Origin of the sequence: Curtobacterium sp. NPDC087082 (genome assembly GCF_044745045.1) — a bacterium.
Taxonomy (GTDB): Bacteria; Actinomycetota; Actinomycetes; order Actinomycetales; family Microbacteriaceae; genus Curtobacterium.
Genome location: NZ_JBIUZN010000005.1, coordinates 158,859 through 182,378, shown reverse-complemented (window position 1 = coordinate 182,378; position 23,520 = coordinate 158,859). Strand labels below are relative to the sequence as shown.

Below are 23,520 nucleotides of genomic sequence, written 5' to 3'. Positions count from 1 at the left end.
GGGGGGCCGGCGGGGGGGGCTAACCGGCCCGCCCCCGGGGGGGGCGGGGGCGTTTTTGGGCCCGCGGGGGGGGCGCCCCCCCCCCCCCCCCCCGCGGGCCGGGGGGGGGGGGCCCCGCCGCCCCCGCGCCTCCAGGAAGCCCGTCAGCAGCCCGTCAGGCCGCGTGGTCGGCGACCGCGTGCGCGTTCGCCCGCACCGACGGGAGTCGGCGGTGGTCCTTGACGAGGGACCGGGCCTCGCGGATGCGCCGGTCGATGCCCCACTTCGTGACGAGGGTGAGGCTCTCGCGGACGATGTTGCCGCTCATCTTCGAGACGCCGAACTCCCGCTCGGTGAACGTGATCGGGGTCTCGACGACGCGCAGACCAGCCTCGAGCGCGCGCCAGCAGAGGTCGACCTGGAAGCAGTAGCCCTTCGAGGCCACGCCGGCGAGGTCGATGCGCTCGAACGCCCGCGAGGTGAACACCCGGAACCCGCCGGTCGCGTCACGCACCGCGATGCCGAGCGCGAGGCGCGTGTAGAGGTTGCCGCCGCGGGAGAGGAGCTCGCGGTACCAGGGCCAGTTCTCCACGGCGCCGCCCTTGATCCAGCGCGAGCCGAGGACGAGGTCGTTCGTGTCGGCGAGCTCGATCATCCAGGGCAGGTACTCGGGGTGGTGCGAGCCGTCCGCGTCCATCTCGACGAGCTTGTCGTACCCGTGCTCGAGGCCCCAGGCGAACCCGGCGAGGTACGCACCGCCGAGGCCGTCCTTCACGGTGCGGTGCATCACGTGCACCCGGTCGGTCTCACGCGCGATCTGGTCGGCGATGTCGCCGGTGCCGTCCGGGGAGTTGTCGTCCACGACGAGCACGTGCACGTCGGCGTCGGTGGCCGCCAGGGTGCGCTCGACGATGGGGCGGACGTTCTCCGCCTCGTCGTAGGTCGGGATGATGACCAGTGTCGTGCTCATGGTGCTCCTTGCGCTTGACATCGAAGATATCGGCCGGTCGCTGCGTCAGTCCGACGAGAGGTCTGCGAACACGATCAGATTGTCCGTGTAATGACCTGTGGCCGTGTCGAACGTGCCGTCACACGTGATGAGGCGCAGCTGGGGTGTGGGGGCGGTGCCGTAGACGTCGCTCGTGGGGAACGCCGACTTCGCCGCCCGTTCGGACCGGTCCACCGTGAAGGTGCGGGTGGAGCCGTCGGACATGGCGACGTGGACCTCGTCACCGGGGACCAGTTCGTCGAGCCGGAAGAAGACGGCTGCGGCGGTGGGGCTGTCGACGTGCCCGGCGATGACGGCGGGGCCGACCTCACCCGGGACGATGCCGTCGCTGAACCACCCGGCGCTGTCCCAGTCCTTCGGCGGGTCGAGTTCGCCGGCGGCGCCGCGGTGGAGGTCCTCGAGCGACGAGGACACCCCGATGGCGGGGATGGTCACGCGGACCGGGGTGGCGTCGGACCGGGCGGCGGGGGCTGCCGGGTCCTGGAAGCCGTCGGTCGCGCTCCCGGCCGCGGGTGCCGCAGTGCCCGACGATCCGGCGGTCGGCGAGGCCGACCCGGCCACCGTCGGTCCCCCGGTCCCGTTGGTGGCAGCGACCGCGACGCCGGTGACCCCGCCCACGACGAGCACCCCGGCCACGACGGCCCCGACGAGCACGCCGCGCCGCCGCGGTCCGCGCGCGCCGAGTCTCGGCTCGCCGGACACACCGCGGCCTCCGGCAGCGCGAACTCGTCCGCCCCGCCGAGTCTCGGGCGCGTCCCCGCGCGCCCCGGCCCGCCGCCGCCCGCTCACGAGGCACCCCCGGCACGCGTCGCGCACCCGCCGAGCACGTCGGACGTGAGCATCGTCGCGCCGAGCGCCGCCCACGCGTCCCCGTAGTACGTCGGCGTCGTCGCAGCAGTCCGGTCTGCCCGGCGCAGGTCCGTCGCCGCCGCTGCCGACTGCCCGGAGGCCTGCTCCGCCGCGGCCCGCGCCACGTACGCCAGCGCGTTCGTGTCGCCCGTCACGGCCGTGCCGCCGAGGTCGAGCTGTGCCGCCAACTGCGTCTGCCGCCGGAGCGTCGGCGCGATCGACCCGGCCAGGGACCGGTCCTGCGCGGCGCAGGCCTCGGCGTACCGGAGCGGCAGCCGCATCGCGTCGTACCCGTACAGCACCCGGTCGTCCCCGCCGGTCGCGGGCATCGGGTCGACCGTGCCGTCGGCGTGCACCTGGGACCAGTCACTCGGCAGGTCGGACCCGGCGAGCACGGCCCGCGTGACCGCTCGCGACCCGGAGCCGAGCGCCTCCCAGCGATCGTCGCCGGTCGCCTTCGCCAGCACGTCGTACGCCGCCGGCGACGCGTACGAGGCGTCGTACCGGTACGGCTCGGAGTCGGCCCACGGCCCGGGCAGCAGGATCGTGCCGAGCTCGGTCGTGGCGGTCTCGTGCTCGAGGATCGCGGACGCCATGGTCTTCCCCGCCGTGGTGTACCGGGACTCGTCCCACGAGGACCCGGCGAGCACGAGTGCCCTGGCGGCGTCGAGGTCGGCGTCGCTCGCAGACTGCCCGTCGGCGACGCCGTCGTCGGGCGTCCACCGCCACGCGAGCAGGTGGTCGTCGGTGAGCAGGTGTCGCTTCGTCCACGTCCAGATCTCGCCGAAGCGATCACGGTCGCCGTTCGCGTAGGCGATCAGGAGCCCGTAGGCCTGCCCCTCGCTGACGGTGTCGCCGCCCTGGTCGGTGCGGACGACGCGGCCGTCCTGCACGTACCGGTCGAGGAAGTCCGTCCGCAGCTGCTCCGGCGAGCGCACTGCCTCCGGCGCCGCCGAGGACGTCGGGGTCGACGCACCTCCGCCTTCCGGCTGCGGGGCGCCCCACGGGCGCACCGCGACGAGCGCGATGCCGAGCGCGACGAGCACCGCGGCTGCGGCGGTCACGGGGATCCAGGTCCTGCGGGTCATGCGGCCTGCCTTCCTGACTGGGTGCGGGGTGGGGCCTGGAGGCGCGGATCACGCGGGCGGATCCGCTGGGGTGATCCGCGCCTCCGGCCAGGCGTCAGCGGAACAGCGAGCGGAGCGTCGCGATCAGCTCGTGGGTGGCCTGCTCGACCGGGTCGGCGGCCGCGCCGCCACCACCGGTCTGCACCCCGCCGGACGGCGTGGACGCCGTGGCTGCCGCGTCCGTGACGGGCACGACCGTGAGGTCGCCCTTGCTGTCGTCGAGCACGAACAGCGTCGAAACGGTGTTGCCCGCGAGGTCGACCTTCGCCGTGCCCCGCTGCCCGCTGCCCGAGACGTCGAGCGTCCACTTGCCGGCGTCGACGGTGGCGTACTTCGTGGCGGTGCCGAAGGCGGCGTCCTCGGCGACGGCGGTCCCCTCGGAGGTGCTCACGTCGACCGACTTCGCGGTGGTCGCGGCCTGCACGAGCCGGAGCTTCGCCTTGCCGTCGCCGGGCTGCTGGAGGTCGTCGGTGAACGCGGTCGTCTTGAGCCCCGAGTTCTTGCCGTAGGCGACGACGGTGCTCGCGTCGCCCTTGTCGACCGTGACGTCGGTGGAGATCACCGGGGTCGAGTCGGGGGCGTCGGCGGCGCGCATCGACAGGACGTAGGTGCCGACCGGGAGCTCCTGGTACGGGCTGACCTGGCCGTAGGTGACGTCGTCGAGCTCGAAGACCGTCTTGCCGCCGGCCAGGCTCGACAGCTCGACGTCGACGCCCTTCGTGTCCGGGGAGAGGTGGCCGACGCGGAGCCAGCCCTGGTCGCTCGAGGTGGCGGCGGGTGTGGCGGCGGTCGCTGCTTGCGGCGCGAGGCCGACGGCTGCGGCGACGAGGCTCGTGGCGAGGGCGCCGACGAGGAGGGTGCGACGAGGTGCGGGCATGGTGGTGCTCCTTCTGGTCGTGGTTCGGGTCTGGTGCGTGGGTGCGGCGGCGGTCACGAGGCGCTCGTCGCGGTCGTGGTCGGGTCGGCGGGGGCGTAGACGACGGTCAGGCGCGACCCGTCCCGCTCGACCGAGTCGGGTCGGAACCCGCTGGCCATGGCGTCGAGGGTGGCCTCGACGCGGGACGCCTCGGCGTTGCCCGGGGCCTGCAGGACGACCCGCCGGAAGGGCTGCCCGGTCTCGCCGGACACCGGCGTGAACCGGTCGACCTCGACGAACCCGTCGGCGAGGACCTGCCCGAGCGCGATCATCGCCCGCGAGTCCACCTGCCCGGCGCGGAACTGCGACTTGGTGCCCTCGTCGGCGAAGAGCGCCGGGTTCGAGGCGAGCTCGGTCCCCATCGTCTTCCGGAGGTCGGTCGCGCGGGTGATGGCGGCCTCGGCGGCCGTCGACCCCTCGGCGTGGATGCGTCGGACGTCGACCCGCTGGTTCCCGGTGCCGAACGCGGCGACGGTCGTCGAGTTCTCGATCGCCTGGCGGATGTCCGACGACGAGTTGCCGCCGGTGCGCATGGAGTCCGTCGTGACGACGTAGTCCGAGTCCTTCCAGCCGTTCGGCGACTGGCGTTCGACCGCGGCGTCGGTGTCGAGCTTGTAGTACCAGATGACGTTGTTCCGGGCGAAGCCGTCCTGCACGAGGTCGACCCACATGGCGTCGTCCACGAGCAGCCGCGAGGACTTCGGGACGTTGTCGCCGACCCACTGCTCGGCCTGCTGCATCGGCAGGTCGAGGTTGCCGAGCACGAACCCGCGCAGCTGCGTCCCCCAGAGCGGGAGTGCGACGAGGAGCGCCGCGGACGTCACGACCGCCCACGTGGTGCCGAGGCCCCGGCGGACGACGGCCCGCGCATCGGTCCCCGAGGTTCCGCGCAGGCGGCCGAGCACGGTGAGGACGGCACGTTCGGCGGTGTAGGCGACGAGGAGCGCGGCGAACGGGATGAGCATGATCACGTACGGCACGGGCAGGTACCCGTTCGGGCGGAACATCATGAGCAGCAGGAACACGAGCATCGCCGCGATCGGGCGCACCCGGCGGAGGAACAGCCCGACGAACGCTGCGGCCGAGCCGAGCACGATGAACACCGGGTCGAGCGCCCACCACTGCGCGGCGGCTTCGTTCGCGAGGCTCCCCGCGTCGAAGACCGATCCGCTGGCCGCCCGGGAACCGAGCTGGTAGGTGATGCCCTCGAAGAGGCTGACCCGACCGGTGCCGGGCAGGAGCTCGCCCTTCACCGCGGCGAGCAGCAGGTAGCCGCCGCCGATCACGGCGAGCACGGCCCCGGCGACGCTGAGCGTGTACCGGCGGGTGCTCCGGTCGGCCCGGCGCACCGCGATCCAGATCAGGAACGGCAGGGCGAGCAGGTACGTCTCCTTCGAGAGCACCGCGATGCCGAGGCATGCAGCGGCACCCGCGAAGCCGGCGAGCTGCTGGCGACGGCTGAGCACGAGGACGAACGCGGCGAGGAGCCACGGCGTCGCGACGTTGTCGATGTAGACCGTGCGGTGGTACTGCAGGGCCAGGGGCGACAGCGCGAACACGAGGCCCGCGACCGCCGCGGTGGCACGGCCGGCACCGAGTCGGCGGGCGAGGACGAACAGCAGGATGCTCGACACGGCGGCGAAGAACACCATCGCCTCGCGCCCGGCCTCGACGGCGAACGGATAGCGCGCGAACGCCCCGGTCAGCGAGGTGTACCCGGCGATCTGGATCCAGCCCAGCGGCGGGTGGTCGTACCAGTACGTGTAGTGGGTGATCTCGCCGAGGTGCGTGATCGCCCAGGCCTGGGCGGTGTACGTGCCCTCGTCGTCGATCCGCTGGGGCGTGCCGGACATGTTCCACGACTGCACGACGACGGTCACCGCGAGGACGGGGAGGAGCCAGCCGAGGCTCGCGGCGTGCCGGCGGAACCAGGCGCCGACGCCGGAGCGCTGGCGGGCGACGGCGCCCCGGATCGGGATGCCGGTGGTGTCGGTGATGCTGGCGGTCATCGGGTCCCTCCGGTGGTCGACGCGACGAGTTCACGGTCGTCCGAGCGGTCGTCCGCCCGGTCGGTGGTCACGGCGTTCGCGAAGCCGACGACCTCGGCCGACTGTCCGGCCGTGCGGTGCTGCCCGGTGTGCTCGGTCTTCTCCCACCCGTTCTGCCCCTTGGCGTGCCGGACCACGGCCCGGACCGCCGCCGCGGCGAGGAAGATCTGGTACGGCACGAGGCCGAGCACGAGCTTCACGTAGTCGCGGATCCGGACCTTCTCCTTGTAGAGCCGCCCGAACTCGTTGAGGCCGACGACCTCGACGGCGAGCAGCATGAGCGTCGGGGCGACGGGCACGAACGACACGAGGGCGATCGCCGTCGGCACCTTGACGAACAGGATCATCAGGACGCTGAGCGGGATGAGCAGCCCGGTGGCCGCCTGGATGAACGGCATCGTCAGCATGTAGCGGGCGAAGAACCGCTGGCGGAACGACGGGAGCTTCTTCCACTCCCCCTTGCCGAGCACCTGCAGGAAACCCTGGTTCCACCGGGTCCGCTGCTTGAGCAGGGAGGCGAAGGTGGGCGGGGTCTCCTCGCGGGTGACGGCCTCGGGGCTGTAGGCGACGACGACCTTGGCGCCGTCGGCGGAGAGCCGGACGCCCAGCTCGCAGTCCTCGGCGAGGCAGTGCGCGTCCCAGCCGTTCGACCAGTCCAGGCGTTCCTTCGTCACGAAGACGGTGTTGCCGCCGAGCGGGATGAACTTCGACCCGGCGTGGAAGTGGAGGCGCGAGCGGAACCAGAAGTAGTACTCGAGCACGTTCCGGAGCGACCACCAGCTCGACCTGAAGTTCATCAGCTGCACGCCGCCCTGCACGACGTCGGCGTGGGTCTCCTGGAAGCGCGAGTCGACCAGGGAGAGCAGTCGCGGGTAGACCTCGTCCTCGGCGTCGAACACGCCGACGATGTCGCCCGTCGCGTACTGGAGCGCGAGGTTCATCGCCTTCGGCTTGTTCTTCGGCGCGGTGTCGTCGACGACGACCGTGATGAGCCCGGGGTGCCGGGCCGCAGCGGCACGCACGACGGCGTCCGTCTCGGGGTCGTCCTCGCCGACGATCGCGATGATCTCGAAGTCCGGGTGGTCCTGCTTCGCGAGCATGTCGAGCGTCTCCCCCATGACGTCCTGCTCGTGGCGGCCGGGGACCAGCAGCGTGAACCGGTGCGCCGCCGGGCGCGGGGTCTGGCTGAAGCTCGTGGACTTGAGCGCGTCGCGCGAGCGCCAGGCGTGCAGCATCCACCACAGCGTGGTGAGCGCGATGATCGTGAGCAGCACGGAGATCGCGATGAGGGCCGAGTACCCGACCCACTCGCCGACCGACCAGGCGGCCTGCGGGAGCTGACCCGAGCCTCCTGTCGGGACGTCGGTCGTGCCGCGGTTCGGGACGCTCGACGGAGCCGTCCCCTCGTTCGGCTGGAGCAGCGGCCCTGCGGCCGTCCACAGCGTGGCGGAGATGGTCATTCGGCGAGCTCCTTCGCGTGAGCGTCGGTGGAACGGAAGACGAGGGCCTTGTACGCGGCGAACCGGAACGCGGTGCCGAGCACGAGACCCACCCCGTTGCCGGCGACGTTGTCGGCGAGGGTGGAGGTGAAACCGAGGACGTAGTGCGAGACGAAGAGGCACGCGGCGGCGATGCCGAGCCCGATGAGGTTGGTGACCGCGAACAGGAGCCCCTCGCGGAGGGTCTCTCGGCGGCCGGTCTGCCGTTCGGCCCGGAACGTGATGAACCGGTTGCCGATCCAGGCCACGGCCGTGGAGACGACGGCGGAGACGATCTTCGCGGCGATGGGCCCGTCGGGCATCACGGTCGCGCGGAGGAGGTTGTAGACGCCGAGGTCGATGACGAAGCAGACGGCGCCGATGCTGCCGAAGGAGACGAGTTGCCGCGCGAGCACCACCAGGCGCGCGACGGCCGCGCGCGGAGGGACGGGTACCGCGCCGGGTGCGGATGGCACCACAACGGGGGTATCGGTTCGGGTCATGCCCCCGATTCGGGGGGCTTCTCGAGGCGGTTTGGGTGGGGTACAGACTTACGGATGGTTCTGCCAGTTTCGCGACACCCGCTGTTCACATGCGGGTCGCGGTGGACGCGCCCCCACGACGGACTGGAGGCGGGGGGGGCCCCGGGGCCCCCCCCCCCCCGGGGGGGGGGGGGGGGGGGGCCCCCCGGGGGGGCCCCCCGGGGGGGGGGGGGGCCGCGCGCCCGCCCCGGGGGGGGCCGGGGGCCGGCGCCCGGGGCGCCCCTGCGCGCCGCGCCGCGGGGGCGCCGGGCCGTCGGCGGGGGGGCCGGGGGGGCCCGCGGGCGGGGGGGGGGGGGGCCCGGGGCCCCCCCGCCTCCCGTCGGAAGTCGGTCGCGTCTACGCGGCGAGGTGCGCCTGCAGGAACCAGCGGTCCTTGGTCAGGCCGCGCTCGATCTCGATGACGACGTCCTGGCTGTTGAGGTCGACCTCGTCGAGGCCCTCGACGGCGCGGCGGACCTGCAGCAGCGCGGCGTCGATCTCGGCGATGACCTCGGTGATGGTCACGTCGGAGTTCTGGAAGCCCTCGGACAGCGGCGGGATCGTGGTGTTCGCGGCGACCGTGGCGATTCGGGAGTCGACCGGGAGGCCGAGGGCGACGATGCGCTCCGCGGCGAGGTCGGCCCACTCCTGGGCGTGTTCGACGATGGTGTCGAGGAGCTCGTGCACGCCGACGAAGTTGCGGCCGCGGACGTGCCAGTGCGCCTGCTTGCCGTTGACGACGAGCGCCTCGAGGTCGATCACGACGGGGGCGAGGAACTGCGCCACCCCAGCGGCGAGCTCCGGCGTCGTCGAGAACGGGGACGTGGTGGGCGTGGTGCTGGTGGTGTTGGTCATGTCGTTTCCTCCTGCCTCGTGGTCCCACCCGAGTGGGGTGGATCCGATGGTGACAACAGTGCCCGCTTCTCTTGTATGCCGCAAGGAAGCGAAGGCTGACCTCACCCGGTCAGCCGACGAGGGTGTCGAAGCCGGCGTCGGCCAGTTCGATCTGCACGACGGAGCGGGCGCGCTCGACCCAGGGGCTGTCGGCGCAGCCGATCCAGACGCTCGTGCGCGGTTCGCAGTCGGCGACGCACCACTCGGCCGCCCATCCGGTGACGGCGTGCGCGAGGGCCTCGCCGTGGTCCGCGAAGACGAGGGGTGACACCGCGGACGTCCGGGCGCTCCGGAGCAGCCACGTCACCGTGACGCGCGGGGGCGCCGGGAGCGTGCGGACCTGCTCGGCGAGGGCTGCCTCGACGAAGACCTGGCCGTAGGCGTTCTCGGGCAGGTCCTCGAGCATGCGGGCCATCTCGGGGAGGTCGTCGACACTGCCGGCGATGAGGATGCGTTCGCTGGGCTGTCGCCGGGTCCGTGCCATGCGACAACGGTAAGGCAAGCCTTACCTCATCACAAGGGCGTCGCGGCGGTTCCCCCGATACGCGCAGGTGCCACACCGAGTTCGTGGGCGAGGAAGGTCCACATCCAGGACAGGGCGACCGTGTTGGTCAGGTCCGGCACCCCCTGCGCGATCTGCGTCGCCACCCCGTCGCTGTACGCCGCGAGCTTGAGCGCCACGACCTCGGGCGACTCCGCGGGCGTGAACTCCCCCGCCTCGACGCCCCGACGGACGACCCGGACCAGGCAGGCCTCCCACACGCGGATCCGCTCGGCGTACTCCGCAGCGACCTCGGGCCGCCGCACGACCGCCGTCCAGTAGTCCGACCAGATCCGCCAGTGCTGCCGCACCTGCTCGGTGTCCCCGAAGAGCGGTTCCACGAGCATGCGGATGCCGGCGACGGGGTCCGGCTCCGCGTCGACCGCGGCGACGATCGCCCCGTAGAAGCGTTCCGTCTCGAGCACGACGACCTCGTTGAGGATCTCCGCGACGCTGCCGAAGTGGTACGTGACGGTCCCGACCGAGACGTCCGCCTCGGCGGCGATGTCCCGCAGGCCGGTCGCGCCGACGCCGTTCCGGACGATCACGGCACGTGCCGCCTCGACGATCATCGCCCGCCGGACCTCGGGACGCTGCCGGACCCGTGTCTGCTCCGGCCCGCTCACGCCGAGGTCCTCGGCACCTCGTCGACGAACGTGTGCTCGGCGACGAGCACCTCGGCGACGTCGGGACCACCGTCCCGGGCCCAGGCACGCACGGTGTTCCGGACGTGGAAGGCGTCCGCGTCCGCGGTGACCTCGGAGGCGGTCTCGAGCCGCGCGGCCCACTCCGGCTTCGCCAGGCCGATCGACCAGCGGGACGTCGCGCTGGCGCTGGTGGGGTCGTCGGACCGGATGCGGTAGGTCTCGCGGGCGTCCTCGGTGAAGACGAGTCCGTCCGGGTACACGCGTCCGCCGCCGTACCCGGGGTCGACGTCGAGCGTCCACTCCCCCGACTCGACGTCGTGCGTGACGGTGCGCTGCGGCAGGACCTCGGTCGGCGCGACCCGTTCGATCGCGAGCGGCTCGGAGCGCTCCGGCTGCTCGAACCGCACGCCGTCGTCGGTGGCGCGTGTCCAGACCGGGAGCTCGACGTGCGAGCCGGCGGGGTCGATCGTGACGGTCGGTGCGACGCCGTGCGGCCAGACCCACGGCCAGTACGACGTCGACACGGCGATCCGGAGCCGGTGTCCCGCGGCGAACCGGTGACCGGTCGACACGAGCCGGACGGGCAGCGACGCCGCGGCGCCGGGCTCGAGCAGGTCGTCCCGGTCCATCCCGCCTCGCTTCGCGGCGTTCAGCACACCCCGGGTCACGAGGGTCGACGACCCGTCCGGCGCGACGTCGCACAGGCGCACGGTCACGGTGGCCCGCGGCTGGTCGCTCGTCACGGCGAGGTGGACGAGGACGGTGCCGAGCACGTCGACCGGCTCGTCGAGCGGCAGGTCGAAGCAGACCGAGCGGCCGTCCTCGGCGCGTTGGTCCGGCGGCAGGTCGGTGGCGTTGCCGAACGGGAAGAAGCGTCCGGCATCGGCACCGGTGTGCTGCGGCGACCGGACGACGACCGCGCCGTCCGCGCCGCCGCGGAACCCGGCGAGGGGAACCGTGCGGGACACGGTGGCGGACGACGGCCAGGCCTCGGCACCGACCCACCGGCCGCGGCGCGTCTCGTAGTACGTCGCCGGCGGCTCGCCGTCGTTGATCCAGGCCCGGAGTGCGGGCTCCTGCTCGACGCCGGTGTCGACCCCGCGCAGCCAGCGGTCCCACCACCGCAGGGTCTCCTGCAGGAAGCCGATCGACGGCCCGGGTGCGAGCCCCCGGTCGGGGTACTGGTGCGACCACGGTCCGACGATCCCCTTGACCGGGGCGTCCACGTTGGCCACGAGCCGGAGCACGGCGTCGCGGTACGGGTCGGCCCAGCCGCCGACCGCGAGGACCGCGGCGCCGATGGTCTCGTACTCCTCCGCGGCGCTGCCGTGCCGCCAGTAGTCGTCGCGCTCCTGGTGGGACAGCCACACGGGCGTCATCGGGCGGTTCGCATCGAGGCGGTCACGCCACCGGTCGACCCAGCCGGACCCGACCACCTCGGGCCGCGGCGGCCGCGAGTTGAACGCGAACATCGTCGCACCCCACGCCGCCATGTCGATCCCGAGCACCGCACCGCCGACGTAGTGCACGTCGTTGTCGTACCGGTCGTCGGTCGAGCACACCGTCACGATCGCCTTGAGGGCCGCCGGTGCCCGGGCCGCGAGCTGCAGCGCGTTGAACCCGCCCCACGAGATGCCGAACATCCCGACGGCGCCCGTCGACCACTCCTGTGCGGCGAGCCACGCGATCACGGCCTCGCCGTCGCGGAGTTCCTGCTCGCTGTACTCGTCGTCGAAGAACCCGTCCGACGAGCCGGTTCCGCGGATGTCCACCCGCACCGACGCGTACCCGTGCTGCGCGTACCAGGGGTGCCGCTCGGAGTCCCGCGGCGCGGTCCAGTCGTCGAGCCGGTAGGGCAGGTACTCGAGCAGGACCGGCACGGGGCCGTCGGGTGCCGCCGGGGACCAGATCCTCGTGTGCAACCGGACGCCGTCGGGCATCGGGATCCACTCGTCGCGGACGGTCACGCCGTCGGGCAGGGCCGGGTCCACCCCGAGTGCGGTGAAGCCGGTCATGCGTCCTCCCAGTTCCGGGTCAGGTGTCCGTCGCCGCGGTCGGTCCACCCCGGAGCCTCGCGCCACCGCGGCACGCCGTCGCCGACGTCGGGCAGCTCGGTGCTGCCGGGTTCGAGCGTCGCCGCGAGGAGCGTCGCCGTGTACGGGTGGTTCGGGCCGCCGAACACGGCTTCGGTCGGGCCGATCTCGACGATGCGCCCGCCGGTCATCACGGCGACGCGATCGGCCACACCCCGCACCACCGCGAGGTCGTGGCTGATGAACAGGCAACTCAGCCCGCGCTCGCGCTGCAGGTCGGCGAGCAGCGCGAGGATCCCCGCCTGCACCTGCACGTCGAGCGCGGTCGTGATCTCGTCGGCGATGACCAGGCGCGGCTCGGCGGCGAGTGCCCGGGCGATCCCGACACGCTGCCGCTGCCCGCCGGAGAGCTGCGCCGGCAGCCGGTCCGCGAACTCCGGCCCGAGGCCGACCTGGGAGAGCAGTTCCCCGACCCGCTCGCGCGACGAGGAACCGGTGAACAGCTTCAGCGGCCGCGCGATGGCGGCCCCGACGGTCCGGCGGGGGTTCAGCGAGGTGTCGGCGTTCTGGAACACGAGCTGCACCGCACGACGGAGGCCCGGGGACCGTCCGGCGATCGGCTCGCGCAGGTCCCCGCTCACGGTCCCGTCGTCGAACGAGAACGTGCCCGACTCGGCCGGGACCAGGCCGGCCAGGGCCGTCGCGAGCGTCGACTTGCCGCTGCCGGACTCCCCCACGACGGCGAGCGTCTCGCGCGGCGCGATCGTGAACGAGACGCCGTCGACGGCGGCCGGCAGGCCGCGTCCGTAGCGGATCACCAGGTCCTCGGCGGTCACCACGGGACGGACGAGCGGTTCGGGGCCCACGCCGCCGGTTCCGGCGCGACGCGCCAGCGGCGGGCCGGCCGTGCCGGTGGGGAGACCAACGGTCCAGCCGGCCCTGGAGGCGACCGTGGACGAGACGGTCGCCGTCTCGGGCACGTGCTCCGTTCCTCCTGGCCGGCGCCCGTCCGGCACCGCGGCCAGCAGGGCACGCGTGTACTCGTGCTGCGGGGCAGCGAAGAGCGCCGCCGTCTCGGCGTGCTCGACGACCTCGCCGTCGCGCATCACGGCGATCTCGTCGGCCATCGCGGACACGACGCCGAGGTCGTGGCTGACGAGCAGGACGGCCATGCCGAGCTCGCGGCCGAGGTCGGCGACGAGGTCGAGCACGGCGGCCTGCGTGACCACGTCGAGGGCGGTGGTGGGCTCGTCGAGGACCAGCACGCGGGGGCGCGCGGCCACGGCCATCGCGATCGCGACGCGCTGCTGCTGCCCGCCGGAGAGCTGGTGCGGGTACCGGCGGACGATCGTCTCCGGCGACGGCAGCCGCACGAGCCGGACGAGCTCGAGCACGCGCTCGGGGCCGTCGGGTTCGCCGTGGGCGCGGAGGGCCTCGCGGATCTGCTCGCCGACGCGCATCGACGGCGTGAGTGCCTGTCCGGCGTTCTGCGCGACCACCGACGCGGTGCCGCCACGGAGCGCCCGTCGGCCGGCCGGCGAGAGGGCGAAGACGTCCTCGCCGTCGACGTGCACCGTGCCGTGCTCGATGCGCGAGCCGGTCCGGAGGTGCGCGAGCAGGGTGCGGGCGACGGTGGACTTGCCGCTGCCGGACTCGCCGACGAGCCCGAGGGTCCGGCCCGCCTCGATGGCGAACGAGACGCCGCGGACGACCGGTACGGAGCGCTTGCCGGCGGCGTACGAGATCGCGAGGCGGTCGACCTGGACGATGCTCACGCGCTGACTCCCTTCGTCGCGCGGTCGACACCGAGCGACTTGCTCAGCCCGTCGGCCGCGAGGTTGAGGCCGACCACCAGGGTCGCGAGCGCCACGATGGGCGCGAGCGTGCCGAGGGGCACGACCGTGAGGGCGGTCCGGTTCTCCTGGACCATGAGCCCCCAGTCCGGTGTCGGCGGGTTCGCACCGAAGCCGAGGAACGACAGCGACGCCACGAGCAGCACGATCCAGGAGGCGCGCATCGCGTACTCGACGAGGACCACGTCGAGGACGTTCGGCAGGATCTCGCGGAACACGATGGACAGGGAGCGTTCGCCCCGGGCGCGCGCGGCCGTGACGTAGTCCTGCGTGATCACCGTCCGGGCCGCGCCGCGCACCACCCGGGTCACGGCGGGCGCGTAGACGATCGTCACGGCGAGGACGATCACCCAGAGCCCGGCGTCGAACACGGTGACGACGACGAGGAGCGCGAGGATCGACGGCACGCTGAGCAGGGCGTCCACGATCCGCATGACGACCTCGTCGAACCAGTTGTCGGCGTACGCCGTGACGCAGCCGAGGACGGTGCCGACCGCCACGGCGATCGTCGTCGCCAGGAAGGTCACGAGCAGGGCGTAGCGGCCGCCGTTGAGCGTCCGGGACAGGATGTCGCGGCCGTACTGGTCGGTGCCGAGCCAGTGCGTCCACGTCGGGCCGGCGAGCACGTCGGCGGAGTTCGTCGCGACCGGGTCGTGGCCGGCGATGACCGGGGCGAGGACGGCGAGCACGAGGTGCAGCGCGATCAGGCCGAGGCCGATGGCCAGCGCGGTGGAGCTGCGCAAGGGGGCGACGGCTGCGCCGATGACGTTCCGGGAACGCGGGGCGATGGCGGTCATGCTGCTGCCTTCCGGGTGGGGCGTGTGCCGGCGTGACTCCGGGTGCGCGCCCGTCGCTGTCGTGTTCGGAGCTTCGGGTCGAGCACCAGCGCGACGAGGTCGGCCGCGAGGTTGCACACGACGTAGACGAGGGCGCTGAGGAGCGCGATCGCCTCGATCGTCGGCAGGTCGCGGTTGAAGACGGACTCGAGCATGAGCTTGCCCATGCCCGGGTAGTTGAAGACGTTCTCGACGACGACCACCCCACCGAGCAGCCAGGCCACGTTGAGCGCGACGACGTTGAGCGTCGGCAGGAGCGCGCTCGGGACCGCGTGCTTCCAGACGACCCGGCGCATCGTCAGGCCCTTCAGCTCCGCGGTGGTCACGAACTCCGACGCCATCACGTCGATCGTCGAGGAACGGGCGGTCCGGACGATGTACGCGGCCATCGCCAGGGTCAGCACGATGATCGGCAGCCAGATCGTCGGCAGGAGCTCGCCGACCGTGGCGTCGCTGCCGCGCAGGACGACGGCGGGGAAGAGCGGCAGCCCGATCGCGAAGAGCAGCACGAGCACGGTGGCGACCATGAACTCCGGCACGCTCATCACGACGAGGCTGACGATCGAGATCACCCGGTCGGACGCACGGCCGCGGCGGACCCCGGCGATGACGCCGAGCGCGAGGGACAGCGTGACGCCCACGACCATCGCGGGGACGGCGATGAGCATGCTGTTGCGGAACGCCGTGAACAGCGTCGGGGCGACCGGCTCCCCGCTGACGAGCGAGGTGCCGAAGTCGCCGTGCACCGCTCCGGCGAGCCACTGCAGGTACCGGAGCCAGACGTTCTGGTCGAGGCCGAGCGACTCCCGGAGCTGCTTGACGGCGTCGGGTGTGGCGTTCTGCCCGAGCAGCTGCTGCGCGACGTCGCCGGGCAGCGCCTGCACGGCGAGGAACACGAACAGCGAGGCGAGCACCACCGTGAGCACGGCGATGCCGAGCCGACGGAGGACGGGGACGAGGACGTCCGACGGCTTGTTCGTGGTCGTCGTCATCGTCGCAGTCCGATCCGGAGGTAGTCGAACTCGAAGCCGTACTCCGAGTAGTTCACGACGTCGCGGGACAGCCCGACCAGGCGGTCGCCGAACATCGGGGTCATGTCCGCGCCGTCCTCGACCACGAGCCGCTGGGCGTCCTGGTACAGGGTCAGTCGCTTCGCGTCGTCCATCTCGGCGCGGGCGTCGTCGAGCAGCCCGTCGAACCGCTCGTTCGACCACGCGCTCTCGTTGTACGACGAACCGGACCGGAAGATCTGGTTGAGCAGCTGGTCGATCGGACGGCCGGTGAACCAGTAGCTCACCATGAGCGGCTTCTGCATCCAGATCTGCGTGTAGTACGAGTCCGAGCTGGCGTTCTTCACCGTCAGGCGGATGCCCGCGTCCGCGACGGCGTCGCGGTAGGCGACGGCCATCGGGGTGAAGACCGACTCGTAGCTCGACGTGTAGATCGACGCGCGGAGGTCCGACCGACCGGCGGCCTTGAGCAGCGCCTTCGCCTTGTCGGGGTCGTACTCGCGGTGGTCGTCCACGAAGGCGGCGAGCTGCGGCGGCACGGGGTTGTCCCAGCCCGGCGACCCGGTGCCCTGCAGGGCGGTGTCGACGATCGTGCGCGGGTCGTAGGCGAGCTTCATCGCCTGGCGGACCCGCGGGTCGCGGAACTCCTCGGAGGTGGCGAGCATCGGGATCGTGTACCACTGCGCGTTCTTCGAGCGGGCGATGGTCGCACGATCGGAGGCGGCGACGACCCGAGCCGTCGCGAAGTCGAGGTTCGTCTGCGAGATGAGGTCGATCTGCCCCGCGAGCAGGGCGTTCACCCGGGCGGTGGTGTCCTGGATCGAGTAGAAGTCGATGCCGTCCAACGCGGGGCGGCCGGCGAAGTGGTCGTCGAACGCCTCGACGCTGCCGGCACCCGCCGGGGTGAAGGACGACAGGCGGAACGGCCCGGTGCCGATGCCCGTCCGGCCGATGTCGGCGATCGCCCCGGCCGGCACGATGTAGCACTGGTACGCGGTGAGCAGCGACGGGAACTCCGCGTTCGGTTTCGTGAGGGCGAACCGCAGCGTGTACGGGTCGACGGCGGTCATCGAGCGGGCGTCCATCACCTCGCCGAGCACCCCGGCCTGCGGGCTGCCGGTCTTCTCGTCGAGGATGTGCCGGATGCTCGCGATCGCGTCGTCGGCCGAGAAGCGCGACCCGTCGTGGAAGCGCACGCCCCGGCGGAGGCGGAAGGTCCACTCCGTGCCGTCCTGGTTCGCCGACCACTCCTCGGCGAGGTCGGGCACGGTCCGGCCCTGCTGGTCGAGCTTGACGAGCCGGTTGTAGAGCGCGCCGAGGTACTCGTACGCGGACAGGGAGCTCGCGGAGTCGAGGGTCTCGGCGGCCGACGCGGCGGGTCGGGCGATCCGGAGTCGACCGCCGCTCCGGGCGGCGCCGGTGGCGGCGGCCTCGGGAAGGTCGGTGGTGCCGGCCGAGGCGCCGGAGCTGCACCCGGTGAGCGTCAGCAGGCCGAGGCCGGCGAGTCCGGCGGCGCCGGTGAGGAGCGCACGACGGCTCGGGCCGCGGGCGTTCCGGGGTTCGGGGACGATGGGCTGCATTCGGGGTGACCCCTCCTGGTAATCGTTCCGGTGAACGATAGAGGGCGGATCGTCCCCGGCCAAGCCCGACGAGACGGACGCCGGTCGCCCTCACGGGGCCCCGATCCGCACGGTGACCGCGATCGAGCGGTCTCCCGCAGCCGCACCCGAGGTACGGGAACGTTTACCAACCCGTTACACGAGCGCCTGCGCGAGGCGGGATGATCGACCAGAGCGGCGCCCGCGTGGTCGCCGGACACGCGACCGAGGAGCACCGATGGCGACGTTCACCCGAGGCTTCGGCGGTCGCCGTGACGACCGCGACGACCCGCGCATCCCACCGGGCCAGACACTCGTCCGCGACTGGCCCGTGCTGTCGGCCGGCGCCACCCCCGAGATCGAACCGTCCGACTGGAGCTTCTCGATCCGCACCGAGTCCGGCCTGCACAGCTGGACCTGGGACGAGGTGCAGGCGCTCGGCGTCGAGGACGTCACCGTCGACATCCACTGCGTGACGCACTGGACGAAGCTGGACATGCCGTGGCGCGGTGTCCCGCTCGACCGGCTGTTCGCCGACGTCGAGACCTCCCTGGACTACTGCATGGTGCACAGCTTCGGCGGCTACACGACGAACGTGCCGCTCGACGAGCTCCTCGACGGGCAGGCGTGGATCGCGTTCGAGGCCGACGGCGAACCGCTCACGCCCGAGCACGGCGGGCCCGCACGCCTGCTGGTCCCCCACCTGTACTTCTGGAAGAGCGCGAAGTGGGTGCGCGGCATCGTCATGCAGTCCGACGACGAACCCGGCTTCTGGGAGAACGCGGGCTACAACCTGCACGGCGACCCGTGGAAGGAAGAGCGGTACTGGTGAGCGCGGTGGAGGGCCTGGAGGAACGGATCACCCCGCCGACGTCGGCTGCCCTCCGGCGGCGGCCGGCCTGGCACGCCGCGACGGTCGCCGCCGTCTCCCCCGAGACCCCGAACGCCAGGCGGATCGTCCTGGACGTCCCGACGTGGCCGGGCAACGACCCGGGCCAGCACCTCGACCTGCGCCTCACCGCCGAGGACGGCTACCAGGCGTCACGCTCCTACTCGATCGCCTCGTCCGGCGCGACGACCTCGGTCGTGCTCGCGGTCGACCGGGTCGAGGACGGCGAGGTCTCGCCCTTCCTGGTTGACGCCGTCGAGGTCGGGGACGCACTCGAGGTGCACGGACCGCTCGGCGGGTGGTTCGTCTGGCGCCCGGGCGTGTCGGAGCGGCCCGTGCAGCTCATCGCCGGCGGCTCGGGGATCGTCCCGCTCGCTGCCGTCGCCGGCGCGCACGCCGACGCCGGTGACGCCGCCCCCTTCCGGCTCCTCTACGCCGTGCGCACGCCGGAGGACGTGTTCTTCCGCACCGAGCTCGCACGTGCCGAGGCCGCCGGGGTCGACACCACCGTCGTGTACAGCCGCCGTGCCCCGGACGGTGCCGCGGTCCCGGCCGGCCGACTCACCCGGGACGCCCTGGCAGCAGCGGTGTTCCCGCCGGACGCCGGCGCCCTCGTCTACGTCTGCGGATCGACGCCGTTCGTCGAACAGGTGCTGACGTGGCTCGGCGAGCTCGGGCACGACACGACCGACGTCCGCGCCGAGCGGTTCGGAGGCAGCGCATGACCGTGTTCGACGGCAACGCGTTGGCCGGGGTGCTCATCGGGTTCCTCGGCTCGGACCCCACGGTGGCCGCGCTCCGGTGCTCGGGGTGCAGGACGGTCGGGGCGCTCGCGGGCACCCGGGTGCACGCCAGCCCGATGGGCTTCGTCGCGCGGTGCCCGCACTGCGACGACGTGCTCGTCACGGTCGTCGATGCTCCGGGCGGACCGTGGGTCGGCATCCCTGGTGCACGGGTCGCGCTCGACGCCGACTGAGGACGCCCATCCGGGCGGAGTACGAGCGACACGCCGAGCACGTGCGAGGTGATGCGGGATCCGTGCGGGAAACCGCACGGTCCGGGGTCCGACCCATCCGGACGGGGCGCCGCTCCGGATCACCGGATGGGCGCCGACCGGACCACCCATCCGCCGGCGCTCGAGTGGGCACGGTGGCCCGCGCGTCCGAGGGGCGCGGGCACCCGAAGCCTGCGCCCCACGGACCGGATCGGGCCACCAGCCCGGACGACGAAGGCCCCGGTCGAGTGACCGGGGCCTTCGCAGTTCCGAGCGGATGACGAGATTCGAACTCGCGACCCTCACCTTGGCAAGGTGATGCGCTACCACTGCGCCACATCCGCGTACACGAGAACACTACCAGGCCGAGGGAGTTCGATCACACCATGAGCTACGTGCACGACAACCCCGGCGGTACCGAGGCCCACGGTGTGGACCTCGTCGACGGCGACGAACCAGCGGCGCGGATCCTCGTGCACGGCGACCTGCCGACGACGATCGAGCACGAGGGTCGGACCTGGCTGTCCTCCGGCGAGAGCCACGACGACGGTGACGACCAGGCGCCCCCGATCGCGATCTACCGGCCGGTCGGCTGAGCAGTGACCACCGCTCTGGAGGACGTCGTCGCCCTCTTCGAGTACGCCACCACGCGCCTCCTGGACCGCGTCGCGGGCCTGACGGACGACGAGTGGTCCTGGGAGCCGATCGGGGACGAACCGCGCGTGTCGATCCGCTGGCGGCTCGACCACATCGCCGAGACGCTCGACGAACCGCGCAACCGGGAGTTCCTCGGCGCCGGACCGTCCGGCGAGGCGACACCCGTCCTCGCGGCGTCGGCGGATGCGGCAGTCGCCGCCGTCCGCGACGCCGCCGCCCGCTTCGCCGCGCTGGCCCGTGGCCTCGGCGACTCGGCGTCCGAGCCCCTCGGTCCGGTCGCGGGTCCGTACGGCGCCGACAGTCGGCTCTCGTTCGTCCTGCACGTCGTCGACGAGCTGGTGCACCACGCCGCCGAGGTCGCGCTGCTCCGCGACCTCCACGCCGGCTGGGAGCGTGCACATCGGGTGGCCCCACACTGACGGCACGGTGTCACCAGGGTGGACCGCGGAACCCCTCGGCCACCCTGGGGAACCGCCGAGGGAGACCCCATGACGAACCCATCCGAGGCGGCCACGACACCCCTCGCACTCACGAGCGTGGTGGCCTCCGGCCTCCCCAGCGAACTCGGCAGCCCCGCGGCAGCGAAGTACTACGACGTCCCGGCCGTGTTCAACCGTCGACCAGACGCCACCGAGACCACGGCGCTGCGCGGTGCCGACGGACACGCCCGGCTCGCCGCCGCCGGGTACCCCGACGTGACACTCGACGTCCAGGACCGCCGCCTGGTGATCGGGCACACGAACCTCGGGCAGCTCGAACGCGGCCTCGCCACCGCCGTGGCGACGATCGTCGACACCGTCAGTCGCGCGTCGCTGGCCGAGAAGGAGGTCGCGCGGGACGCCGCACGGGCCGACTTCGACGACCGGACGGCCCGGGCGCAGGACGTGACACGGGCAGCGGAACGCATCCGCTTCGTCCCGGAGGCAGCACGGGTGCACTAGGGTCTCGGGAAACGGACAATGCATCGACGGCCGGATGGACCGTGCGACGGATCGCACGACGGCGGACGACCGAGAACGGTGTCACCCATGGATCACTTCGCTGCTGCAGCGGCCGCCATGCAGGCCGCGCCGGAGGGTACCGACCTGTGCCCGCCCTTCCTCGCCACCCTCCCCGTGACGAGCGTCGGGATCTCGACGCTCGGCGATCCGTTGGGTTCGGTGACGGTGTGCGCGAGTGACGCGATGGCGGAGCGCGTGGACGAGATCCAACTCGACCTCGGCGAGGGACCGTGCTGGCAGGCGCTCGAGACCCGGCGTCCGGTCCTCGAGGCCGATCTCACCGCCACGACGACCGCGACCTGGCCCGTCGCACTCGAGGAACTCCTCCGGGCCGGGGTCGGTGCGCTCTTCTCCTTCCCGATGCGCATCGGCACGATCCCCGTCGGCGCCGTCGACCTCACGGTCGGCGAGGAACGGACCCTGACCCGCGGGCAGGTCCAGGGGGCGATCGAGCTGAGCACGGTCGCCGCGCGGCGTGTCCTCCGGGACGCCCTGCTCGCCGCTGCCGCCGACGGGCGCGCGGACATGGAACCCGGACGATACTCGAGGCGGGAGGTGCACCAGGCCACCGGCATGGTCGCAGCCCAGCTCGGCGTCAGCGTCCAGGACGCCCTGCTCGTCCTGCAGGCCCACGCGTACGCCACCGAACGCACCGTCCGCGACGTCGCCGCGGACATCATCGAACGCCGACTCGACCTCGCCCGGCCGTACGGTTCCGAGACCTAGGGAGCACGCACCATGGCACCGACCCGCGAGCACCGACTCGTCGACACCTTCGTCGCGCTGACCGACATCCTCGTGGACGACTACGACGTGGTCGAACTCCTGCAGAACCTCGTCGACAGCGTCGTCGACATCTTCGACGCGTCCGCCGCCGGCATCCTGCTCGTCAACCAGTCGCAGGAGCTCGAGGTCCTCGCGTCCACGAGCGACCGGTCGAGCTTCCTCGGACTCCTGCAGCTCGACGCCGGCGAGGGCCCCTGCGTGGAGTGCTTCGCCACCGGGCGCCCGGTGTCGGTACGCGACCACGCCGAGATGGAACGCCGGTGGCCGACGTTCGCCGCGGCCTCGGCCGAGTCCGGCTACGCCTCGGTCCACGCCATCCCGATGCGCCTCCGCGACACCACGCTCGGGTCGCTCAACCTGTTCCGCGAGAGCGAGGGCGCCCTGAACCGCGACGACGCCCTCGCCGCCCAGGCGCTCACGGACGTGGCCACGATCAGCATCCTGCAGCAGCGGTCGCTCGAACACGCCAACCTGGCGCAGCAGCAGCTCCAGCGCGCGCTCGACAGCCGGATCGTCATCGAGCAGGCGAAGGGCTTCCTCGCCCAGACCCACCGGATCGACATGGATCAGGCCTTCGCGAAGCTGCGCACCCACGCGCGGTCCAACCAGGAGCTGCTCGCCGACGTCGCGCGCGCGGTCGTGGAGCGGCGACTCGTCATCCCCTGAGCCGCGCAGGTCGCTCCGCGTACCGTGCAGGACAGCACGTAGCCCCGGTCCCCGGTTACAGCGTCACCGCTGCACCCAGGAGGACACCATGGTCGACGACACGACCGCACCGGTCAGCTACCGGAAGACCACACCGCGCGACGGCCGCCCCGACACGACGTCGACCTACACCGCGCTGCTCGCCCAGGTCCGCACCGCCGGACTCCTCGGTCGTCGGACCGGCTGGTACTGGGGGCTCGTCGCCGTCCTCACGGCGCTGCTCGTCGCCACGGGCACCGCGTTCGCCGTGCTCGGCGGCTCGTGGTGGCAGCTCGTCGTCGCGGGGGTGCTCGGACTGCTCTTCACCCAGTTCGCCTTCCTCTCGCACGAGGCCGCACACCGGCAGGTCTTCGCCAGTCACGACTGGAACGACCGTGCCGCACGGTACGTCGGCACGTTCCTGACCGGCATCAGCTACGCCTGGTGGATGAACAAGCACACCCGGCACCACGCGAACCCGAACACGGTCGGCAAGGACCCGGACATCTCGTTCGACGCGATCTCCTTCCGGGCGGAGGACGCGCGGAGCCGCACCGGGTTCCTGCACGTCCTGGTCCGGGTGCAGGGGTGGGCGTTCTTCCCGATGCTCCTCGTCGAGGGCGCGAACCTGCACTGGCAGTCGATCCGCACCTACACGGGACGCGGAGCCGTCAAGCACCGCTGGGCCGAGGGGTCCGTCTTCGCCGGACGCTTCGTGCTCTACGTCGGAGCGGTCTTCTGGGTCCTGCCGATCGGCATCGCGTTCGCGTTCCTCGGCGTCCAGCTGGCGGTGTTCGGGTTCTGCATGGGGATCGCGTTCGCGCCGAACCACAAGGGCATGCCGATCATCGAGGCCGGACGCCGGGTCGACTTCCTTTCCCGCCAGGTGCTGACCTCCCGCGACATCAGCGGCGGGCGGTGGGTCGAGTTCTTCATGGGCGGGTTGAACCACCAGGTCGAACACCACCTCTTCCCGAGCATGGCCCGGCCGAACCTCCGTGCGGCGCGGGACCTCGTCCGCCGGTACTGCGACGAGCAGGGGGTGCCGTACACCGAGACCACCCTCGTGCACTCCTACGTGATCGTCGTCCGGTACCTCAACGAGGTCGGCCTGGCGGCGAGCGATCCGTTCGCCTGCCCGGTGGTCGAGCGCTTCCGGGCCCCGTGACC

The 23,520-nt window shown here is 72.5% G+C and carries 24 protein-coding genes and 1 tRNA gene; 9 read left to right on the top strand and 16 right to left on the bottom strand.

Annotation, left to right across the window (positions count from 1 at the left end; translation table 11 throughout):
* Positions 1–154: 154 nt before the first annotated feature.
* The 15 genes from ACIPEP_RS14410 to ACIPEP_RS14340 all read right to left on the bottom strand — a co-directional run bounded on the left by ACIPEP_RS14410 (position 155) and on the right by ACIPEP_RS14340 (position 17,321).
* A complete protein-coding gene (locus ACIPEP_RS14410; RefSeq protein ID WP_071295927.1) occupies positions 155–949 on the bottom strand; it encodes a polyprenol monophosphomannose synthase in 795 nt (264 codons plus the stop codon).
* 45 nt (positions 950–994) lie between these two features.
* Positions 995–1,642, bottom strand: a complete 648-nt coding sequence (locus ACIPEP_RS14405) for a class F sortase (RefSeq protein ID WP_309778971.1) — start codon at positions 1,640–1,642, stop codon at positions 995–997.
* 131 nt (positions 1,643–1,773) lie between these two features.
* Positions 1,774–2,925 carry a glycosyl hydrolase family 8 gene (locus tag ACIPEP_RS14400; protein WP_402717635.1) on the bottom strand — a complete coding sequence of 384 codons (1,152 nt, stop codon included), beginning with the start codon at positions 2,923–2,925 and terminating at the stop codon, positions 1,774–1,776.
* Between the two features lie 94 nt (positions 2,926–3,019).
* A complete protein-coding gene (locus tag ACIPEP_RS14395; RefSeq protein WP_083295008.1) occupies positions 3,020–3,841 on the bottom strand; it encodes a DUF4397 domain-containing protein in 822 nt (273 codons plus the stop codon).
* 53 nt (positions 3,842–3,894) lie between these two features.
* A complete protein-coding gene (locus ACIPEP_RS14390; protein WP_402717634.1) occupies positions 3,895–5,889 on the bottom strand; it encodes an ArnT family glycosyltransferase in 1,995 nt (664 codons plus the stop codon).
* Positions 5,886–7,388, bottom strand: a complete 1,503-nt coding sequence (locus ACIPEP_RS14385; RefSeq protein ID WP_402717633.1) for a glycosyltransferase — start codon at positions 7,386–7,388, stop codon at positions 5,886–5,888. The genes ACIPEP_RS14390 and ACIPEP_RS14385 overlap by 4 nt, the downstream gene beginning before the upstream one ends.
* Entirely contained in the window at positions 7,385–7,882 is a 498-nt protein-coding gene (locus ACIPEP_RS14380) for a GtrA family protein (protein WP_402717632.1), read from the bottom strand. The genes ACIPEP_RS14385 and ACIPEP_RS14380 overlap by 4 nt, the downstream gene beginning before the upstream one ends.
* Before the next feature lie 402 nt (positions 7,883–8,284).
* Positions 8,285–8,782, bottom strand: coding sequence for a Dps family protein (locus ACIPEP_RS14375; protein WP_070418937.1), 498 nt, complete (start codon positions 8,780–8,782; stop codon positions 8,285–8,287).
* Between the two features lie 109 nt (positions 8,783–8,891).
* Positions 8,892–9,305 (bottom strand): SIP domain-containing protein, encoded by a 414-nt coding sequence (locus ACIPEP_RS14370; protein WP_402717631.1) that lies wholly within the window; start codon positions 9,303–9,305, stop codon positions 8,892–8,894.
* Positions 9,306–9,334: 29 nt separating this feature from the next.
* A complete protein-coding gene (locus ACIPEP_RS14365) occupies positions 9,335–9,988 on the bottom strand; it encodes a TetR/AcrR family transcriptional regulator (RefSeq protein WP_402717630.1) in 654 nt (217 codons plus the stop codon).
* Complete coding sequence (locus tag ACIPEP_RS14360; protein ID WP_402717629.1) at positions 9,985–12,024, bottom strand: CocE/NonD family hydrolase; 2,040 nt, start codon at positions 12,022–12,024, stop codon at positions 9,985–9,987. Before ACIPEP_RS14360 ends, ACIPEP_RS14365 begins: the two co-directional genes overlap by 4 nt.
* Entirely contained in the window at positions 12,021–13,817 is a 1,797-nt protein-coding gene (locus ACIPEP_RS14355; protein ID WP_402717628.1) for a dipeptide ABC transporter ATP-binding protein, read from the bottom strand. The genes ACIPEP_RS14360 and ACIPEP_RS14355 overlap by 4 nt, the downstream gene beginning before the upstream one ends.
* Positions 13,814–14,692, bottom strand: a complete 879-nt coding sequence (locus ACIPEP_RS14350) for an ABC transporter permease (RefSeq protein ID WP_071294646.1) — start codon at positions 14,690–14,692, stop codon at positions 13,814–13,816. Before ACIPEP_RS14350 ends, ACIPEP_RS14355 begins: the two co-directional genes overlap by 4 nt.
* The gene (locus ACIPEP_RS14345) at positions 14,689–15,723 is read right to left on the bottom strand and encodes an ABC transporter permease (RefSeq protein ID WP_402717627.1); all 1,035 of its coding nucleotides are present in this window, start codon (positions 15,721–15,723) and stop codon (positions 14,689–14,691) included. The genes ACIPEP_RS14350 and ACIPEP_RS14345 overlap by 4 nt, the downstream gene beginning before the upstream one ends.
* Complete coding sequence (locus ACIPEP_RS14340; protein WP_402717626.1) at positions 15,720–17,321, bottom strand: ABC transporter substrate-binding protein; 1,602 nt, start codon at positions 17,319–17,321, stop codon at positions 15,720–15,722. The genes ACIPEP_RS14345 and ACIPEP_RS14340 overlap by 4 nt, the downstream gene beginning before the upstream one ends.
* A 256-nt stretch (positions 17,322–17,577) precedes the next feature.
* On the opposite strand from ACIPEP_RS14340, the gene ACIPEP_RS14335 reads away from it, so the two are divergent.
* Genes ACIPEP_RS14335 through ACIPEP_RS14325 form a run of 3 tightly spaced genes read left to right on the top strand, consistent with a single transcriptional unit; the run spans position 17,578 to position 19,204 of the window.
* The gene (locus ACIPEP_RS14335; RefSeq protein WP_070418930.1) at positions 17,578–18,171 is read left to right on the top strand and encodes a molybdopterin-dependent oxidoreductase; all 594 of its coding nucleotides are present in this window, start codon (positions 17,578–17,580) and stop codon (positions 18,169–18,171) included.
* Complete coding sequence (locus ACIPEP_RS14330) at positions 18,168–18,953, top strand: FAD-binding oxidoreductase (protein ID WP_402717625.1); 786 nt, start codon at positions 18,168–18,170, stop codon at positions 18,951–18,953. Before ACIPEP_RS14335 ends, ACIPEP_RS14330 begins: the two co-directional genes overlap by 4 nt.
* Entirely contained in the window at positions 18,950–19,204 is a 255-nt protein-coding gene (locus ACIPEP_RS14325; protein ID WP_402717624.1) for a DUF6510 family protein, read from the top strand. The genes ACIPEP_RS14330 and ACIPEP_RS14325 overlap by 4 nt, the downstream gene beginning before the upstream one ends.
* A 290-nt stretch (positions 19,205–19,494) precedes the next feature.
* Here the strand turns inward: ACIPEP_RS14325 and ACIPEP_RS14320 are convergent.
* Positions 19,495–19,566, bottom strand: a tRNA-Gly gene (locus ACIPEP_RS14320).
* Between the two features lie 42 nt (positions 19,567–19,608).
* Between ACIPEP_RS14320 and ACIPEP_RS14315 the strand changes: the two genes are divergently transcribed.
* From ACIPEP_RS14315 to ACIPEP_RS14290, 6 genes are all read left to right on the top strand, one after another.
* A complete protein-coding gene (locus ACIPEP_RS14315; RefSeq protein ID WP_070418928.1) occupies positions 19,609–19,818 on the top strand; it encodes a hypothetical protein in 210 nt (69 codons plus the stop codon).
* Positions 19,819–19,821: 3 nt separating this feature from the next.
* A complete protein-coding gene (locus ACIPEP_RS14310; RefSeq protein WP_402717623.1) occupies positions 19,822–20,298 on the top strand; it encodes a DinB family protein in 477 nt (158 codons plus the stop codon).
* 69 nt (positions 20,299–20,367) lie between these two features.
* Positions 20,368–20,820 carry a hypothetical protein gene (locus ACIPEP_RS14305; protein WP_261646693.1) on the top strand — a complete coding sequence of 151 codons (453 nt, stop codon included), beginning with the start codon at positions 20,368–20,370 and terminating at the stop codon, positions 20,818–20,820.
* An 87-nt stretch (positions 20,821–20,907) separates the two neighbouring features.
* Positions 20,908–21,606, top strand: a complete 699-nt coding sequence (locus ACIPEP_RS14300; RefSeq protein ID WP_402717622.1) for a GAF and ANTAR domain-containing protein — start codon at positions 20,908–20,910, stop codon at positions 21,604–21,606.
* Between the two features lie 12 nt (positions 21,607–21,618).
* Positions 21,619–22,332, top strand: coding sequence for an ANTAR domain-containing protein (locus ACIPEP_RS14295; RefSeq protein WP_402717621.1), 714 nt, complete (start codon positions 21,619–21,621; stop codon positions 22,330–22,332).
* Between the two features lie 88 nt (positions 22,333–22,420).
* Complete coding sequence (locus ACIPEP_RS14290) at positions 22,421–23,518, top strand: fatty acid desaturase family protein (RefSeq protein ID WP_402717620.1); 1,098 nt, start codon at positions 22,421–22,423, stop codon at positions 23,516–23,518.
* Positions 23,519–23,520: the final 2 nt, after the last annotated feature.